We start from the raw sequence: 17,436 nt of genomic DNA, 5'->3' as shown, positions 1-17,436 counted from the left end.
GTGGCGGTCGTGGCGGAGGCCGTCGGGCTGGACGCCGCCTGCGCGGCCGCCGACCTGGTGGTCTCCGGCGAGGGCTCCTACGACCACACCTCGCGCAGCGGCAAGGTCGTGCACGGGGTCGCCCAGGTGGCGGGACGGCACGCCCGACCGTGCGTGGCGGTCGCCGGTCGGGTGACGGTGGGCGCACGGGAGATGCGGGCCATGGGCGTCGAGTCGGCGTACGCGATGCTCGACCTGGTGGGGGAGGAGCGCTCGTTCGCGGACCCGTCGGGCGCGCTGGCCGACGTCGCCGAGCGGGTGGCGCGCACCTGGTCGCGCTGATCGGTGCCCCGCGCGTCCGCGCCCGGCGAGGGATCTCCTGAGGATCGGCGCGTACGATGGAATGGAACCGGCTTCCTCCTGGTTGTCCACCAGGAGAGCACCCGAGACCGACGGAGATGACATGAGCGTCGACAGCAGCACCACCCCCGAGACCACCGAGACCGCCGCCCCGGCCGACGGTGTGAACCTGTCCGCGAACGCTGCGGAGAAGGTGCGGAGCCTGCTCGCCCAGGAGGGTCGCGACGACCTCGCCCTGCGCATCGCGGTGCAGCCCGGCGGCTGCTCGGGCCTGCGCTACCAGCTGTTCTTCGACGAGCGCACGCTCGACGGCGACGAGGTCCGCGACTTCGACGGCGTGAACGTCGTCGTCGACCGCATGAGCCTGCCGTACCTGCACGGCGCGTCGATCGACTTCGTCGACACGATCGAGAAGCAGGGCTTCACCATCGACAACCCGATGGCGACCGGCTCCTGCGCCTGCGGCGACAGCTTCCACTGATGGAGTGACCTCGGGAGCTTTGCGATCGAGCCACCTCGCGAGCCCTGCGAGCGACGGTGGCGAGAGGTCGAGTGGTGCACCGGCGAAGCCGGTCCCGCTGTATCGAGACCTCCAAGCGGTCCAGACCCCGCCACGAGGTGAGCGACGGAGCATGACCGCCCAGAGCGGTCTCGAGCAGCCACCCGGCACGAGCGGCGCGACGCGACGTCACGCCCGACTTCCTCACACGACGGCCCCCTGCGGACGCAGGGGGCCGTCGTCTAGTCTCGTCTGGTGCATCTCGCGATCGCCGGCTCTGTGGCCACCGACCATCTGCAGGTCTTCTCGGGGAAGTTCTCGGACTCCCTGGTCCCGGACCAGCTCGACAAGCTGTCCGTCTCGTTCCTGGTGGAGGACCTCGACGTCCGCCGCGGCGGGTGCGCCGCGAACATCGCGTTCGGCCTGGCGGCGCTGGGGCTGCGGCCGACGCTGGTGGCGTCGGTGGGGCGTGACTTCGCCGACCAGGGCTACCAGCAGTGGCTGGAGGACGCGGGCGTCGACTGCTCGCGCGTGCACGTGTCGCCCGACAAGCACACGGCGCTGTGCACGATCACGACCGACGACGCGCACGCGCAGATCGTCACGTTCTACGCCGGCGCGATGGCCGACGCCCGCACGATCGACGTGCTCGAGCTCGGCGACTTCGACCTCGTCCTCATCGGCCCGGACGACCCCGAGGCGATGAACCGGCACACGGCGGCGTGCCGCGAGGCGGGGGTGCCGTTCGCGGCGGACCCGTCGCAGCAGCTGGCGTGGGCCGACGGCGACCTGATCCGCGACCTCGTCGACGGTGCGGCCTACCTCTTCAGCAACGACTACGAGTCGGCGCTCATCCAGACGAAGACCGGCTGGAGCGAGGACGAGGTGCAGGCGCACGTCGGCACGCGCGTCGTGACCCGCGGCAAGGACGGCGTGACGGTCTACCCGTCCGACGGCGCGCCGATCGAGGTCGCGGCGATCCCCGACGTCGACGCGGTCGACCCCACGGGCGTCGGCGACTCCTTCCGCGGCGGGTTCCTCGCGGGCGTGGCCGCCGGCCTGGACCTGGAGCGGTCGGCGCAGATCGGCTGCACGATCGCGGCCAGCGTCGTCGAGACGACGGGTACCCAGGAGTACACGCTGACGCGCGAGGCGTTCCTCGACCGTCTGGGCTCGGCCTACGGCGACGACGCGCGGGCCGAGGTGTCCGCCGCGCTGGACCTCGCGTGAACGTCCCCGACACGGCTCGGGGCAAGGGTGCCCTTACCTGCTCGACGAGCGACGAGTGAGGGTACTGTGAACAGGTCATCGCATGAGTGGTGTGGACAAGAAAGGCGCCTCGTGGGTCGGATGAAGCTGGCGGCTGCTGTCGTCGTCGCAGTTCTCCTGAGTGGTTGCTCGCCCGTCGCGGACCACGACATCAAGCGCCTCGCGCTTCCTGTCGCCGCCAGTGACCGGTCGCAGCCCGTGTGGGACCTGTGGCTCGGCGCCTGGATCGCCGTGCTGGTCGTGTTCGTGCTCGTCTTCGGGCTCATCGTCTACGCCTCCGTGCGCTACCGCCGTCGCAGCGACGACGAGGTGCCGACGCAGGTGCGCTACAACCTGCCGCTCGAGGCGCTGTACACGATCGCCCCGGTGATCGTCGTCGCGGTGTTCTTCTTCCACACCGTCACGAGCCAGAACGAGGTGCTCGAGAAGGTCGACAACCCCGACCACACGATCGAGGTCGTCGGCTCGAAGTGGCAGTGGGCCTTCAACTACCTCGACGAGGACGCCACGCAGGGCGAGGACGTCTACGACTTCGGCACGCCCGACCAGCCGGCCGAGCTCTGGCTGCCGAAGGGCGAGTCGGTGCGCTTCAACCTGCGCAGCCCCGACGTGATCCACTCCTTCTGGATCCCCGAGTTCTACTTCAAGATGGACGTCGTCCCCGGGCGTGAGAACACGTTCGACATGACGCCGACGCGCGAGGGCACGTTCACCGGACGGTGCGCCGAGCTGTGCGGGCTGTACCACTCGCGGATGATCTTCAAGGTCAACGTGGTCTCGCCCGAGGAGTACGAGGCCCACCTCCAGGACCTCGTCAGGATCGGTCAGATCGGTGCCCCCGCGGGACAGAAGGAGGCCGACGCGGTCGCCGGTCTGCGCGGCGCCGACACGGAGGACGACCAGGACGTCCAGGACGGAGCGGGTAACTGATGGCCACCACTGCGGCATTCGACGACGGTCGGGAGACCACCACCGTCCGTCGCGAGACGACGCTCGGCCAGAAGGTCGTCACGATCATGACGACCACCGATCACAAGGTGATCGGCAACATGTACCTGGCGACGTCCTTCATCTTCTTCCTGATCGGCGGCGTGCTCGCGCTGGCGATCCGCGCGAACCTCATGCAGCCCGGCTCGAACCTGCTGTCGGACGAGGCCTACAACCAGGCCTTCACGATGCACGGCACGATCATGCTGCTGATGTTCGCGACGCCGCTGTTCTTCGGCTTCGGCAACGCGATCATGCCGCTGCAGATCGGTGCGCCCGACGTCGCGTTCCCGCGCCTGAACATGTTCAGCTACTGGCTGTACCTGTTCGGCTCCACGATCGTGGTCTCCGGCCTGTTCGTGCCCGGCGGCGCGGCCAGCTTCGGCTGGTTCGCCTACGCCCCGCTGTCGGACGGCGTCAACTCGCCCGGCATCGGCGGTGACCTCTGGGTCATGGGTCTGTGGATGTCGGGTCTGGGCACGATCCTCGGTGCCGTCAACTTCATCACCACGATCTTCTGCATGCGCGTGCCCGGCATGACGATGTTCCGCATGCCGATCTTCGTGTGGAACACGCTGGTCACCAGCCTGCTGGTGCTCATCGCGTTCCCGATCTTCGCCGCCGCGCTCCTGACGCTGGCCGCGGACCGGATGCTCGGGGCGCACGTGTTCGACGCCGCGAACGGTGGCCCGATCCTGTGGCAGCACCTGTTCTGGTTCTTCGGGCACCCCGAGGTGTACATCATCGCGCTGCCGTTCTTCGGCATCATCTCCGAGATCCTGCCGGTCTTCAGCCGCAAGCCGATCTTCGGCTACGTCGGTCTCGTGGCCGCGACGCTGCTGATCGCGGCGCTCTCGGTGGCGGTGTGGGCGCACCACATGTTCGTCACGGGTGCGGTCGACCTCGCGTTCTTCAGCTTCATGACGTTCCTGATCGCGGTGCCGACCGGGGTGAAGTTCTTCAACTGGATCGGCACGATCTGGGGCGGGAGCATCTCGTTCGACACCCCCATGGTGTTCTCGCTCGGCTTCCTCGTGACCTTCCTCTTCGGTGGTCTGACGGGCGTCATCCTGGCGTCGCCGACGCTGGACTTCCCGCTCTCGGACTCCTACTTCGTCGTGGCGCACTTCCACTACGTCGTCTTCGGCACCGTGGTGTTCGCGATGTTCGCCGGCTTCTACTACTGGTGGCCGAAGCTCACCGGGCGGATGCTCGACGAGAAGCTCGGCAAGATCCACTTCTGGCTGCTGTTCATCGGCTTCCACATGACCTTCCTCGTCCAGCACTGGCTGGGTGTCGAGGGCATGCCGCGCCGCTACGCCGACTACGGCCCCAACGACGGCTTCACGACGCTGAACGAGATCTCCTCGATCGGTGCCTTCCTGCTCGGTGCCTCGACGCTGCCGTTCCTGTGGAACGTGTGGAAGTCGCGCAAGAGCCCGCTGGTCAAGCTCGACGACCCGTGGGGCTGGGGTCGCTCGCTGGAGTGGGCCACGAGCTCGCCCCCGCCGCGGCACAACTTCCACTCCCTGCCCCGGGTCCGCAGCGAGAGCCCCGCGTTCGACCTGCACCACCCGGAGATCGCCGAGCTGGAGCTGCTGCACAACCCCGACGAGGGCGGCGTCTTCGCCGACGCCCCGAACACGAACGGCAAGGGTGCGGCCATCAAGGACGCCAAGCAGCAGAAGGACGGTGAGTGACCGATGAAGGGCATGAAGGCCGAGTACTGGGTCATCATCTCCTGCGGGATCTTCTTCGTCTTCATCGCGCCCGTGTACTGGGTGCTGACGGAGGACCCGACGGGCACCACGGCGCTCGTCATGACGTTCCTGCTGTGCGCGCTGCTCGGCTTCTACCTCTACGTGGTCGCCAAGCAGATCCCGGCCCGTCCGGAGGACCTCGACGATGCCGAGATCGCCGACGGTGCGGGTGAGCTGGGCTTCTTCCCGCCGTACAGCTGGTGGCCGCTCTACTGCGCCCTGGCGCTCGGGACGATCGTCCTGGGCGTCGTCGTGGGCTGGTGGCTGTTCATCATCGGCGCCACCATCGGCGCGGTGACGGTCTGCGGCTGGGTGTACGAGTACTACCGGGGCGTGCACGCCCACTGACTGGTCGGTGCGTTCGTGCTCACCACGTAGAATGACGCGGTGAGCACGACGAACCGTTCCCTGCGCCTGCTGGTGGGTGCCGTCCTCCTGGTCACCCTGGGGGCCTGCACGGCCGCCCGTTCCGAGCAGCCGTCGGCGACACCGACGCAGCAGCCGGCCACGGTGAGCGCGAACGTCGAGGACCAGGCGTCCGACGTCCCCGTCGACACGGTCGTCTCGGTCGAGGTGCAGCACGGCACCGTCACGGAGGCGTCGCTGACGTCGTCGGACGGCAAGCAGGTCGTCAAGGGCGAGGGCGGGGACGGTCGCTGGGCGGCCACGTCGCGGCTGGAGCCCGGCACCGCGTACACGCTGACCGCACAGGCGGAGGGCACCGACGGGAAGCCAGCGAAGCTGGTGCGCACCTTCACGACGCGGGCCCTGACGCTGGACCAGCAGACGTACCCGGCGGTCGCCCCGCTCGCGAACGAGACGGTGGGCGTGGGCATGCCGGTCATCGTGACGTTCGACGTGCCCGTGGAGAACAAGAAGCTGTTCGAGCAGCACATGCACGTCACCTCCACCCCGAAGGTCGAGGGTGCCTGGCACTGGATGAGCGACACGGTGGTGCACTACCGGCCGAAGGAGTTCTGGCCCGCCGGGACGAAGGTGTCCGTCGACCTCGACCTCAACAGCCTGCCCGCCGGCAACGGCGTGTACGGCCAGCAGGACCAGCACGTGCCGTTCACGGTAGGACGTCGCATCGTGTCGACGGTCGACGTCGCGCGGCACACGCTGACGATGAACGTCGACGGCCGCGACGTGCGCACCATCCCGGTCTCGACCGGCAAGCCGGGCCACGAGACCCGCGGCGGCACGAAGGTCATCATGGAGAAGTTCGCGTCGGTCGACATGGACGCCGCCTCGACGGGAGTCTCGGAGTCCGACCCCGACTACTACGACATCAGCGACGTCCGGTGGGCGATGCGGGTGACGAACTCCGGCGAGTTCCTTCACGCCGCCCCCTGGTCGGTCGGCTCCCAGGGCCGGGAGAACGTGAGCCACGGCTGCGTCGGCATGAGCACCGCCGACGCCCAGTGGATCTACGACCAATCGCGCCGCGGCGACGTCGTGAAGTTCGTCAACAGCGGCCGCTCCCTCGAGGAGAACAACGGCTGGACCGACTGGAACACCCGCTGGAGCGACTGGGTCCAGGGTTCCGCCCTCAAGCGCGCGTCCTGACCCCCTCCGGCCCGTCCGGCGGGGGAAAGTGGGCTCGGGCGCGCCTGCGCGTCCTGCCTGCGTGTGGGGCGGCTGAGGGCTCGTCCTGCGGGTTCTCTCTCGGGTGGGGCTGCGTTGGTGCGGCTTCGTGGTCGGTTGGGGCTGCGCTGGCGCGGCTTCGTGGTCGGTTGGGGTTGCGTTGGCGCGGCTTCGACTCGTCCTGCGCTCCGAAAGGGCCTCGACCGGGCGGCTGGCGACTGCGCTGGTCTGGGGTCTCGGGCTGCGGGTTGGTGTTGAGGGTCGAGCGGTGGGTTTGCCACCGCATCGCCGAGGGTCAGACGTGGCAGAGGTTCTCCCTTCTCGTGGACCGTGCCACGAGAAGGGAGAAGCGCTGCCCACCCCACCCCCAAGGGCACCCACGATTCTTCCTTCATGCGCTGAGACTCGAACGCTTCTGCGTTGGTGACGGGATCCCGTAGGGAACGCAGAAGCCTCGGAGTCCCACGCACGAACGCAGATCCCTGCGTCCGACGCGGGCCACAGCCCGAGTGCCCAACCCAACGCTGCTGCCAGCCGCCCGGTCGAGGCCCTTTCGGAGACCACCCCCAGCGCCAGCCGAGGCAGCGCAGCAACAAGCCCAGACCCCCTCAGCCAGGGCACCACCAAGCCCAGACCCCCGGCGCCAGCGCACCACCAAGGCCACGACCACCGCAGCCAACGCAACCTCGAGGACGACGACCCCATGACCCGCAGGGCAGGGGGAGGGGACGACGAAGGGCCCCGGAGTGCTCCGGGGCCCTTCGTCGTGCGTGCGGTCGGTCAGTGCGACTTCGGGATGCCGGTCTCCGACACGCCCTGGAAGTCCTCACCGAGGTGCACCGGGTGGCCCTCGATCTCGGCCAGGTGCTCGTCGGCGTGCTCGACCTCGGCCAGCGTCGGCTTGTCGATCGCACCCTTGTAGTAGAACGAGCGCACCCGGTGGCGGACCTTCGCGACCCGGCCGTGCGGCAGCGCGACGCCGTTCTCGTCCGTCTCGGCCGGAGCCTCGAGCGCCGGGAGGCGGTCGTGCGCCGTGAGGCGGTACTGCTCCGTGACCGGGAGCGGGGCGTGACGCTCCGCGTAGCTGCCGTCGGGCGAACGCTCGATGACACCGGTCTCGTAGCCGTGCAGGATCTTGTTCTGGTCGGCGCGCTGCAGACCGATGCAGATCCGTCGCGTGATGATGAACGCGATCACCGGGAACAGGAAGATGCCGATCCGGAAGATGTGCGTCAGCGCGTTGATGCTCAGGTGGAACTGCGTGGCGATGATGTCGTTGCCGCCGGCAGCCCAGCCGACACCGTAGAACGTCATGCCGGCGACACCGAGACCCGTGCGGGTCGGGGCGTTGCGCGGACGCTCCAGCAGGTGGTGCTCACGCTGGTCGCCGGTCACCCAGCGCTCCACGAACGGCCACAGGGCGAGGACCGTGAACAGCAGGCCCAGTCCGCCGACACCCGGGATGAAGACGTTCCAGCTCCAGGTGTGGCCGAGGAAGGTGCTCTCCCAGTTCGGCATGATGCGCACGAGACCCTCGGAGAAGCCCATGTACCAGTCGGGCTGCGAGCCGGCCGTGACCTCCGACGGGTTGTACGGACCGTACGCCCACACCGGGTTGATCTGCACCAGCGCGCCCATGAGGGCGGTGAAGCCGAAGACGACGAAGAAGAAGCCGCCGGCCTTGGCCGCGTACACGGGGAGCATCGGGTAGCCGACCACGTTGTCGTTCGTGCGTCCGGCGCCCGGCCACTGCGTGTGCTTGTGGTAGACGAGCAGCAGCATGTGCGCGGCGATCAGCCCGAGCAGCAGCGCGGGGATCAGCAGGATGTGCGCCATGTACAGGCGGGGGATGATCTCCTCGCCCGGGAACTCGCCGCCGAAGATGAAGAACTCCAGGTAGGAGCCGACGAGCGGGATCGAGCGGATGAGACCGTCGACGAAGCGCAGGCCCGTGCCCGACAGCAGGTCGTCGGGGAGCGAGTAGCCCGCGAAGCCCTCGACCATGCCGAGCGCCAGCAGACCGACGCCGATGAGCCAGTTGATCTCACGCGGCTTGCGGTACGCGCCCGTGAAGAAGATGCGCAGCATGTGGGCGAGCATCGCGCCGACGAACAGCGCTGCGGCCCAGTGGTGGATCTGCCGCATGAGCAGACCGCCGCGGATGTCGAAGGAGATGTGCAGCGTCGAGGCGTAGGCCTGCGACATCTCCAGCCCACGGAACGGGGCGTAGGAGCCGTCGTAGACGACCTCGGACATGCTCGGCTGGAACCAGAACGTCAGGAAGACGCCGGTGAGCAGCAGCACGACGAAGCTCCACAGGGCGATCTCGCCCAGCATGAACGACCAGTGCTCCGGGAAGACCTTGCGCAGGTTCTTCTTCGCCACCCCGGCCAGTCCGAGGCGGTCGTCGAGCCAGCCGACGGGACCAGCGGCCTTCTTGCCGAAGCCCGTGTCCTCGACCGGCGTGTAGGTGTCAGTGCTCATGACTCACCATCCAGTCTCTTCTGGTCGCGCGCAAGCTCGGGATAGCTGGGCGCCACGATCTCGGGGAAGTCGCTCATCGCGATGATGTAGCCCTCGGAGTCCACGCCGAGCGGCAGCTGCGGCAGTGGACGGTGGGCGGGGCCGAAGATGACCTTGCCGTTGTCGGCGAGGTCGAACGTCGACTGGTGGCAGGGGCAGAGCAGGTGGTGCGTCTGCTGCTCCCACAGCGAGATCGGGCAGCCGACGTGCGTGCAGATCTTGGAGTAGCAGAGGATGCCGTCGATGCCCCAGTTCTCGCGACCCTCGGAGGGCGTGATGTCCTCCGGGCGCATGCGCACGACGATGATGGCGGCCTTCGACTTGGCCGCGAGGAGCTCGTGGCCGTGGACCTCGGCCTCCTCCTCGCCCTCGGCGGGGAAGAAGACGGCCGGCTCGGCGTTGATGAGCTGACCGACCTCGATCTCCTCGGGGCGGATGGGCAGGCCCGAGACGTCGTTGACGACGCGCATGCCCTTCTTCCAGACGGTCTCGTCCTGGCCGTGGGGGAGCGGGCCGAGGTCGCGCAGCAGCACGACCGACGGGACCGCGAGCGCGCCCACGGAGAGGAAGAGGCTGTTGCGGATGAGTGGACGACGCCCGACGCCCGACTCCTGCAGGCCGGCGTTGATGTCGGCCATGACGGCCTCGCGGTCCTCGGCGGAGGAGCGGGCCGGGTGACGCATCTCGACCATCTCGTGGTCGCCCATGAGCTTCTTGGCCCACTGGATGATCCCGACGCCGATCAGCAGCAGACCGCCGCCGAGCGTCGCGCCGAGCGCGAAGTTCGACGCGGACCAGTTGAGGAACGTCTGGTCGGAGTCGATCGCGAAGTAGGAGACCGCGAACAGCACGAACAGCAGCGCCGCGACCGTGAACATGCCGGAGATCTGACGCTCGGCGCGGCGCTCCTGCGCCGGGTCGACGTCGGTGGGCCGCCACTGGTGCGGCTGCAGGCCCGGGTCCTGCACCGGCTCGGTGCGGACGGGGGTGCTGCTGCTGTCGTGGGACTGGATCTCGTCACTCATCTCGTTCAGGCCTTCTTCTTCTTCGATCGCGCTCCGTGGGCACCGATCCAGATCGCGAAGCCGATCAGACCGCCGATGCCGAGGACCCAGACGAACACGCCGTCGACGACCGGGCCGAGGCCGCCGCCGCCGATGCCGCCGTAGTTCGGCTGCTCCTGGACGCGCTTGATGTAGGCGATGACGTTGCGCTTGTCCTCAGGGGTGATGAGGTCGTCGTTGAAGACCGGCATCTGCTGCGGCCCGGTGACCATGGCCTCGTAGATGTGCTTGGCGCTGACGCCCTTGAGCGTCGGGGCGTAGCGGCCGTTCGGCAGCGCGCCGCCGGCGCCGACGGAGTTGTGGCAGGCGGTGCAGTTGGTGCGGAAGAACTCGCCGCCCTCGCGCAGGCCCTCGACGTCGACGTCCTGGTAGTTGAGGTACTCCTCGGCCGGGATGGCCGGCCCGGGGGCCAGCGACGCGATGTACGCGGACAGCTGGCGCGTCTCCTCGGCGTCGTACTCGGGTGCCTTGCGCGGCGCCTGCGGGGCGCTCTGCGCCATCGGCATGCGGCCGGTGCCGACCTGGAAGTCGACGGCGGCGGCGCCGACGCCGATCAGCGACGGCCCGTAGTTGCCGCCGTCCTTGGTCGTGATGCCCTCGGCGTTCTGCCCGTGGCAGCTGGCGCAGCCGATGAGGAAGAGCTCGCGCCCCGCCTCGACGTCGCGTGCCGTGTACTGCTCCGCCTGTGCGGGCTTCGGGGCGAGCGCGGACCAGAGCCCGGCCGCGGCCACGAGACCGAGCACCAGGACGACGAGTCCGGCGAGGGGGTGACGGCGGCGGGTCGACAGAGTGCGCACCGAGAACCTCATTCCTGTCAGGGGTAACCAGCGTACCTAGCGTTCTGCCAGGTCCGCAGGCTTAGGTTGGCCTAACGCCGAGCCGTGCGGCAGGCGTCAGCGGATCAGGTAGATGGTCGCGAACAGGGCGACCCAGACGATGTCGACGAAGTGCCAGTAGTACGACACGACGATCGCGGAGATGGCCTGCTCGTGCGTGAAGCGGCGGGCGACGAACGTGCGGCCGATCACCAGCAGGAAGGCCAGCAGACCGCCGACGACGTGGATGCCGTGGAAGCCGGTGGCGAGGTAGAAGAGGGAGCCGTAGGCCGAGGACGGGATGGTCACGCCCTCGTGGACCAGCTCGGCGTACTCGAACGCCTGGCCGCCGATGAAGATCGCACCCATGACGTAGGTGAGGACGAACCACTCGCGCATGCCCCACTTGCGGAACTGCAGCAGGGTCCCCGTGCGTCCGGGACGGCCGCGCTCGGCCGCGAAGACGCCGAACTGGCAGGTCAGCGACGACAGCACGAGGATCGAGGTGTTGACGGCTGCGAACGGCACGTTCAGCAGCTGCGTCTCCTGGTCCCAGAGCGCCGGCGTGACGTTCTTGACGGTGAAGTACGCGGCGAAGAGGCCGGCGAAGAACATCAGCTCGCTCGAGAGCCAGACGATCGTGCCCACCGTCACCATGGAGGGACGTCCCTCGGTGCCGTGGAGTCGGGACGCGGGGATCACGGAAGTAGTGGCCACGCGCTCATTATGTACGATTCCCACGTGACCGAGCGCAGCAGGTTCCGAGTCCTGGTCTACAGCGACGACCGAGACGTGCGGAACGCCGTCATGGCGGCGCTGGGCACGCGCCCGCACCCCGACCTCCCGGAGGTCGAGTTCGTCGAGTGCGCGACGGAGCCGGTCGTCTGGCAGCACCTCGACGACGCCCGTCGCCGTCCCGACCTCGTCGTGCTCGACGGCGAGTCGACGCCCGTCGGCGGGCTGGGCGTCGCGCGGCAGATGAAGGACGAGGTCTTCCAGGCGCCGCCGGTGCTCGTGCTGACCGGCCGCCCGCAGGACGCCTGGCTCGCGACCTGGTCGCGCGCCGACGCTGCCGTGTCCCACCCGATCGACCCGCTGCGGCTCGCCGAGGTGTTCGTCGACCTCGCGCGCTCCGTGCTGCAGCCCGGGTGAGCGCGCGCACCTGGCCCGACGTGCTCGACGAGCTCGTCGGAGGCCGCGACCTGGACTCCGCGTCGACCGCGTGGGCGATGGCGGCGATCCTCGAGGGCGAGAGCACACCGGCGCAGATCGCCGCGTTCGCGGTGGCGCTGCGCGCGAAGGGCATCTCCCAGGCCGAGCTGCAGGGACTGGTCGACGCGCTGCTGTCGCACGCCGTCCTCGTCGACGTCCCCGGCCGTGTGGTCGACATCGTCGGCACCGGTGGCGACCGGGCCAAGACGGTCAACATCTCCTCCATGTCGGCCGTCACGGCGGCCGGGGCGGGTGCGCCCGTCGTCAAGCATGGCAACCGCGCCGCGTCGAGCCAGAGCGGCACCGCCGACGTGTTCCAGGTGCTGGGCGTGCGGCTCGACGTGCCGGCCGAGTCGGTGCCGGCGGTGCTCGAGCGCGCCGGCATCACCTTCTGCTTCGCCCCGCTGTTCCACCCGGGGCTGCGCTTCACCGGGCCGCCGCGGCGCGAGATCGGCATAGCCACCCCGTTCAACGTCCTCGGCCCGCTGGTCAACCCCGCGCGTCCGCAGGCGTCGGCGGTCGGGTGCTCCGACCTGCGCACGGCACCGCTCATGGCGCAGGTCTTCGCCGACCGCGGCGACGACGCGTTCGTCTTCCGCGGCGACGACGGTCTCGACGAGATCACGACGACGACCACCACCCGAGTGTGGACGGTCGTCGGCGCCGACGTCGAGGAGGAGGTGCTCGACCCGCGCGAGCTCGGGTTCTCGCTGTCGTCGCCCGAGGCGCTGCGCGGTGGCGACCCCGTGCACAACGCCGACGTGTTCCGCCGGATCCTCGACGGCGAGGTCTCGCCCGTCCGCGACGCCGTGCTGCTGAACGCAGGTGCTGCGCTCGCGGCCTACGACGGCGGCAGCGGACCGCTGCTGGAACGGCTGGCTGCGGGTGTCGAGCGGGCCCGGGCGTCGATCGACTCCGGGGCCGCGCGCGACGTGCTGGCCCGCTGGTCCGCCGTCACGCAGGAGCTGGCGCCGACCGACTGAGCCGTCGGCTCAGAGCCCGATGCTGAACGCGTCCTCGAGGTCGTGCCGGCTGAACGTCTGGAAGGCGATCTGCGTCTGCGTCGACAGGACGCCGTCGACCTTGTTGAGCCGGTCGGCGACGACCGCGGACACGTCGTCGATGCGCGGCACCCGCACCATCGCGACGAGGTCGAGGTCGCCCGTGACGGAGTACACCTCGCTCACCCCGTCGAGGTCGGCGATCTGCGCGGCGGTCTCGGACAGCCGGGACACCTCGGCCTGGATGAAGACGATGGCGGTGATCACGCCGACAGCCTAGACCGCGTGGCGCGCTGGTCGTCGGACTCCGTCGGGAGGGCGGCGACGTGCCGGGCCGCGCCGGCCGTCGGGACCTGCCAGGACCCTCGCACCATGCGCACGCCCGGGGACTCGAGCCAGCGCAGGAGCGTCTCGGTCTCCTCGACCGAGGCCGCCGGCGCCGGGTGGGTGCCGTTGCTGGGCGTGGGCACGTCCTCGGCGGTGGCGAGCAGCGTGTCGACCCAGGCGGCGGGGTGCACGTGCCGGGGGAGCAGGCCCGCGGCGGCGAGCCGGCCGTGGCGCACGACGTGCACCTCCCAGCCCTTCTCTGCCGGTGCGGCGGCCACGAGCTCGGCGACGTCGGTGAGCTGCCGCAGCCGCTGCGTGCGGTCGACGGCCCGCAGCGACGCGGCCAGCCGGTCGCGTACCTGCGCCGCCTCCTCGTAGCGCTGCTGCGCCCCGAGCTCGCCCATGCGTGCGCGCAGCCGCTCGACGACCTCGGCGGGATCGCCCGTGAGCGCGGCGTCGAGGCGGGCGACCTCGGTGGCGTAGACGTCGGGGTCGAGGTCGCCGGTGCAGGGCGCGAGGCAGCGTCCGAGGTCGGCCAGCGCGCACGTGCTGCCGCGCGGTCGGCGTCCCATGCGGGTGGTGCACTGACGCACCTGGAACGTCTCGTGCAGCGCCGCCAGCGCCAGCTCGCCCTGGCTGCGGTGGCCGAAGGGACCGACGTACACGGCGTCGTCGTCGAGCACGCGACGCACCATCGACAGCCGCGGCCAGGGCTCGCGGGTGAGCTTGATCCACGACTGGCGCTCGGGGAAGCGTGAACGCCGGTTGTACGGCGGCCGGTGCGCGGCGATGAGCCGCAGCTCGCGCACCCGCGCCTCGAGCGCCGTGGCGCAGACGACGGCGTCGACGCGTTCGGCGAGCTTGACCATCTCGCCCATCCGGGTGCGCGTCTCCGCGGCGGTGAAGTAGCTGCCGACCCGCTTGCGCAGGTCGCGCGACGTGCCGACGTAGAGCACGTCGTCACGCGTGTCGCGGAAGAGGTAGACCCCCGGCTCGTGCGGCAGGTGCTGGGCGAGGTGACGCTTGCGGCGCTGCTCGGGCGTCACCTTGGAGGTGAAGGTGACCGCGTCCTCGAGCGTGTGCACGCCGAGCGAGCCGAGCCGCTCGAACAGCCCGTGCAGCACGTCGACGGTCGCGCGGGCGTCGTGCAGGGCGCGGTGGTCGGGGGTCGTGCCGGCACCGAAGTGCGCGGCGAGCGTCGAGAGCTTCACGTTGCGCACCTCCTCGCGCAGCAGCGCCCGACGCGCGAGCACCGCGGTGTCGAGCACCTCGAACCGCGGCCACGGGATGCCCAGCTCGCGCGCGTTGTGCTTCAGGAAGCCGACGTCGAAGGGTGCGTTGTGCGCCACCAGCACGCTGCCCGCCGCGAGCTCGAGGAAGCTGGGCAGCGCCTCGGCGATCCGCGGCGCCTCCACCACCATCGCGTCGGTGATGCCCGTGAGGACCGTGATGAACGCCGGGATGCTCTCCTCGGGGTTCACGAGCGTCTGCAGCTCGCCCAGCACCTCGCCGCCGCGCACCTTGACCGCACCGATCTCGGTGATCCGCGCCCCCGCCTTCGGCGACCCGCCCGTCGTCTCGAGGTCGACCACGCAGAACGTGACGTCGCTCAACGGCCGGCCCAGCTCCTCGAAGCTGGCCTGGTGGTGCAGGGGTCGCGTGGGCTGGCTGGTCACGGAGGTGACCGTAGGCGTCGGGTCGGACAGAGTCGGGGGGTCTTGTCTTGTCTTGTCCTGCGGCTGCGCTGGTGCGGCGTCTCGTCGACCTGCGGATGCGTCGGTGCGGCTTCTCTTTCGGGTGGGGCTGCGTCGGCGCGGCTTCTCGTCGACCTGCGCTCCGCAAGGGCCTCGACCGGGCGGCTGGCGACCGCACTGGCCTGGGAACTCGGGCTGCGGGTTGCGCACTAGGTGGACGCACGATTCTGCGTTTGCGCCCCCTCAGCGGTAGATGTGCCACCGAATCGGACCCGGCGGTGGATCTGCCACCCTTCTGAGCGCTCTAGAGGTGGTGGATCTACCGCTGAGGGGGCGGGGGTGGCAGGGATTCTCCCTTCTCGTGGCACGGTCCACGAGAAGGGAGAAGCGCTGCCCGTCCCACCCCCAAGGGCGCCCTTGATTCTTCCTTCGTGCGCTGGGGGTCGAACGCTTCTGCGTTGGTGACGGGATCCCGTAACAGACGCAGAAGGCTTGGCCTTCCAGCGCACGAACGCAGGATCTTGCGTCCACCAAAGGCCACAGCCCGAGAACCCAGCCGCAGGAGCACCCAGCCGCCCGGTCGAGGCCTTTTCGGAGACCACCCCCAGCGCCAGCCGAGGCAGCGCACCAGCACGACGAGCCCCCCGCAGGCAGCGCACCAGCACGACGAGACCACAGCAGCCCCCGCCCGACGCCCCCACCGACAGCCGGTATCGCGCTGCAGGGTTTCTGTCGGGACCGCTGTCTAGCGTCGTGGGCATGAACAGTGAATCCGTCGTCATCGACTGCGACAGCTGCCTGGTGCGCAGTGCCAGCGCGTGCGGCGACTGCGTGGTGAGCGTCCTGCTCGGGGGGCCGCCGCAGGGGGTGGAGGTGGCGCCGGAGGAGATGGCGGCGCTCACGGCCCTCGCCGACGAGGGGCTCGTGCCGCCGCTGCGGCTCGTGACCCCGCTGTCGGGCCCCGACGTGCAGGCAGGGTGACGCGGCTCGCCGTGGGAACCCCTCCTCGACGCGACCCCTCGTCGGCTAGACTCGGCCACTGTGCGACCGGAGCATGCTGCTCACCCTGAGCGGCATCGGACGCACCGCCGAACCGGCCCGGACGTGGGGAAGACGTCCAGGCCGGACCGGGGAACCATGTTCCTGGGGTGAATCGTGGCGCCGTCCCGCACGGTGCCACGTAGGGCAGACCTTGGCCCGAACCCGTCAGCTCACCCGGTAGGCGACGAGGACACTGGAGAGAGCACACGTGCACCGACGAGGCATGCCCCGGACGACCCGCACCCATCGCACCGCCGCCGCGGTCGCCGTCCTGACGGTCGGAGCGACGCTCGGCCTCGTCGGCCCCGCGCAGGCCGACCGCGTGACCCCCGCCGACGTCGAGAAGGCGTTCCACGAGGCCGAGGTCGCGAACGAGCAGGCCAACCAGCTCGAGGAGGACGTCAAGGAGGCGCGCGCCGAGATCGCCGACCTCGACGCCGACATCGCCGACCAGCTCGCCGTGTACGAGCGTCAGCGCAAGGCGCTCGGCGCGTCCGTCGTCCAGCAGCAGCTCGACAACCCGCTCGGGCCGACCGCGAGCCTCTTCGGCAGCAAGGACCCGCAGCAGTTCCTCGAGGGCCTCGGTGCCGTCCAGGCCCTCAACAGCACCCGCGCCGACGCCGTCGAGGCGTTCGCCGCCACCGCCAAGGAGCTCAAGAACCGGCGCACGCTGCTGAAGGAGCGCAAGGCCGAGCTCGACCGCGACCGCGACCGTGCCGACGCGAAGCGCGACGAGATCGAGAGCCGCTACCAGGAGGCGAAGACGGCCCTGTCGCGGCTGTCCGCCCCGCAGCAGAAGACGCTGACGAAGAGCGACACCACCGTCGACTTCAAGGTCGAGGCCAGCGGCCGCGGCGCCGCCGCCATCCAGTTCGCGATGGCCCAGCTCGGCAAGCCCTACATCTACGGTGGGGTCGGCCCCGACGGCTACGACTGCTCGGGCCTGGTCATGAAGTCCTTCGAGGCTGCCGGTGCGTCGCTGCCGCGCGTCGTCGGCCCGCAGTACCAGGCCTCGCAGCCCGTCCCGATCAGCCAGGTCCAGCCCGGCGACATCGTGTTCTTCCCCGACATGTCCCACGACGGCATCTACCTGGGCGACGGCAAGGTCATCCACGCGCCGCGTCCGGGCAAGACGGTCGAGATCACGACGCTGTCCATCGGCTTCACCATGGCCGGCCGCGTCGGCTGACCCTGCGATGACCCACCCGCGCCGGCCATGAGGAGGCCGTCGGCCAACGTCGTGGCCGTCGCCGTCCTCGTGGCCGTCGCCGCGGCGGTGCTGCTGTGGCAGCGACCCTGGGCGGGGCAGCCGACCGCC

17 protein-coding genes and 1 riboswitch are annotated in these 17,436 nt (G+C 69.9%); of the genes, 11 read left to right on the top strand and 6 right to left on the bottom strand.

All coding sequences use genetic code 11. The features are described from left to right. The 7 genes from NH339_RS12620 to NH339_RS12590 all read left to right on the top strand — a co-directional run. On the top strand, nucleotides 1-321 hold a 321-nt coding region (locus NH339_RS12620; protein WP_253025786.1), incomplete at its 5' end, for a glycerate kinase. A 121-nt stretch (nucleotides 322-442) separates the two neighbouring features. Beyond that, entirely contained in the window at nucleotides 443-820 is a 378-nt protein-coding gene (locus NH339_RS12615; RefSeq protein ID WP_067858379.1) for an iron-sulfur cluster assembly accessory protein, read from the top strand. A gap of 273 nt (nucleotides 821-1,093) precedes the next feature. Further along, the gene (locus NH339_RS12610; RefSeq protein WP_253025784.1) at nucleotides 1,094-2,068 is read left to right on the top strand and encodes a PfkB family carbohydrate kinase; all 975 of its coding nucleotides are present in this window, start codon (nucleotides 1,094-1,096) and stop codon (nucleotides 2,066-2,068) included. A 120-nt stretch (nucleotides 2,069-2,188) separates the two neighbouring features. Continuing rightward, nucleotides 2,189-3,037 carry a cytochrome c oxidase subunit II gene (coxB, locus tag NH339_RS12605; RefSeq protein WP_253025792.1) on the top strand — a complete coding sequence of 283 codons (849 nt, stop codon included), beginning with the start codon at nucleotides 2,189-2,191 and terminating at the stop codon, nucleotides 3,035-3,037. 86 nt (nucleotides 3,038-3,123) lie between these two features. Continuing rightward, nucleotides 3,124-4,794 (top strand): cytochrome c oxidase subunit I, encoded by a 1,671-nt coding sequence (gene ctaD, locus NH339_RS12600; RefSeq protein WP_253025790.1) that lies wholly within the window; start codon nucleotides 3,124-3,126, stop codon nucleotides 4,792-4,794. 3 nt (nucleotides 4,795-4,797) lie between these two features. Next, complete coding sequence (locus NH339_RS12595) at nucleotides 4,798-5,202, top strand: cytochrome c oxidase subunit 4 (protein WP_308207072.1); 405 nt, start codon at nucleotides 4,798-4,800, stop codon at nucleotides 5,200-5,202. Between the two features lie 39 nt (nucleotides 5,203-5,241). Then, nucleotides 5,242-6,423, top strand: coding sequence for an Ig-like domain-containing protein (locus NH339_RS12590; RefSeq protein ID WP_253025782.1), 1,182 nt, complete (start codon nucleotides 5,242-5,244; stop codon nucleotides 6,421-6,423). Between the two features lie 798 nt (nucleotides 6,424-7,221). Here the strand turns inward: NH339_RS12590 and NH339_RS12585 are convergent. From NH339_RS12585 to NH339_RS12570, 4 genes are all read right to left on the bottom strand, one after another. Continuing rightward, nucleotides 7,222-8,925 carry a cytochrome bc complex cytochrome b subunit gene (locus NH339_RS12585; protein ID WP_067858368.1) on the bottom strand — a complete coding sequence of 568 codons (1,704 nt, stop codon included), beginning with the start codon at nucleotides 8,923-8,925 and terminating at the stop codon, nucleotides 7,222-7,224. Next, a complete protein-coding gene (locus tag NH339_RS12580; RefSeq protein WP_253025780.1) occupies nucleotides 8,922-9,989 on the bottom strand; it encodes a ubiquinol-cytochrome c reductase iron-sulfur subunit in 1,068 nt (355 codons plus the stop codon). The genes NH339_RS12585 and NH339_RS12580 overlap by 4 nt, the downstream gene beginning before the upstream one ends. Nucleotides 9,990-9,994: 5 nt before the next feature. After that, nucleotides 9,995-10,825: a c-type cytochrome gene (locus tag NH339_RS12575; RefSeq protein ID WP_253025778.1), complete on the bottom strand. Its 831-nt coding sequence runs from the start codon at nucleotides 10,823-10,825 to the stop codon at nucleotides 9,995-9,997. A 96-nt stretch (nucleotides 10,826-10,921) separates the two neighbouring features. Beyond that, the gene (locus tag NH339_RS12570) at nucleotides 10,922-11,491 is read right to left on the bottom strand and encodes a heme-copper oxidase subunit III (RefSeq protein ID WP_236749881.1); all 570 of its coding nucleotides are present in this window, start codon (nucleotides 11,489-11,491) and stop codon (nucleotides 10,922-10,924) included. Between the two features lie 93 nt (nucleotides 11,492-11,584). Here NH339_RS12570 and NH339_RS12565 point away from each other — a divergent pair, with 93 nt between their 5' ends. Beyond that, nucleotides 11,585-11,995: a hypothetical protein gene (locus NH339_RS12565; RefSeq protein WP_374208294.1), complete on the top strand. Its 411-nt coding sequence runs from the start codon at nucleotides 11,585-11,587 to the stop codon at nucleotides 11,993-11,995. Beyond that, on the top strand, nucleotides 11,992-13,038 hold the full coding sequence (trpD, locus tag NH339_RS12560) for an anthranilate phosphoribosyltransferase (protein WP_253025775.1): 1,047 nt from the start codon (nucleotides 11,992-11,994) through the stop codon (nucleotides 13,036-13,038). Before NH339_RS12565 ends, trpD begins: the two co-directional genes overlap by 4 nt. A 9-nt stretch (nucleotides 13,039-13,047) precedes the next feature. On the opposite strand, the gene NH339_RS12555 is transcribed toward trpD, so the two are convergent. Both NH339_RS12555 and NH339_RS12550 read right to left on the bottom strand, forming a co-directional pair. Beyond that, nucleotides 13,048-13,323: an Lrp/AsnC family transcriptional regulator gene (locus NH339_RS12555; protein ID WP_067858357.1), complete on the bottom strand. Its 276-nt coding sequence runs from the start codon at nucleotides 13,321-13,323 to the stop codon at nucleotides 13,048-13,050. Further along, complete coding sequence (locus NH339_RS12550) at nucleotides 13,320-15,059, bottom strand: DEDD exonuclease domain-containing protein (RefSeq protein ID WP_253025774.1); 1,740 nt, start codon at nucleotides 15,057-15,059, stop codon at nucleotides 13,320-13,322. The genes NH339_RS12555 and NH339_RS12550 overlap by 4 nt, the downstream gene beginning before the upstream one ends. A gap of 777 nt (nucleotides 15,060-15,836) precedes the next feature. On the opposite strand from NH339_RS12550, the gene NH339_RS12545 reads away from it, so the two are divergent. Next, nucleotides 15,837-16,058, top strand: a complete 222-nt coding sequence (locus NH339_RS12545) for a hypothetical protein (protein ID WP_067858351.1) — start codon at nucleotides 15,837-15,839, stop codon at nucleotides 16,056-16,058. A gap of 95 nt (nucleotides 16,059-16,153) precedes the next feature. Beyond that, nucleotides 16,154-16,317: riboswitch (cyclic di-AMP (ydaO/yuaA leader) on the top strand. Between the two features lie 24 nt (nucleotides 16,318-16,341). Beyond that, entirely contained in the window at nucleotides 16,342-17,307 is a 966-nt protein-coding gene (locus NH339_RS12540) for a C40 family peptidase (RefSeq protein ID WP_253025772.1), read from the top strand. Nucleotides 17,308-17,436 lie beyond the last annotated feature (129 nt).

The organism is Aeromicrobium sp. CnD17-E (genome assembly GCF_024124745.1).
Taxonomy (GTDB): Bacteria; Actinomycetota; Actinomycetes; order Propionibacteriales; family Nocardioidaceae; genus Aeromicrobium.
Note: the sequence above shows the minus strand (reverse complement) of the source record. Positions and strands in the feature narration are given on the sequence as shown.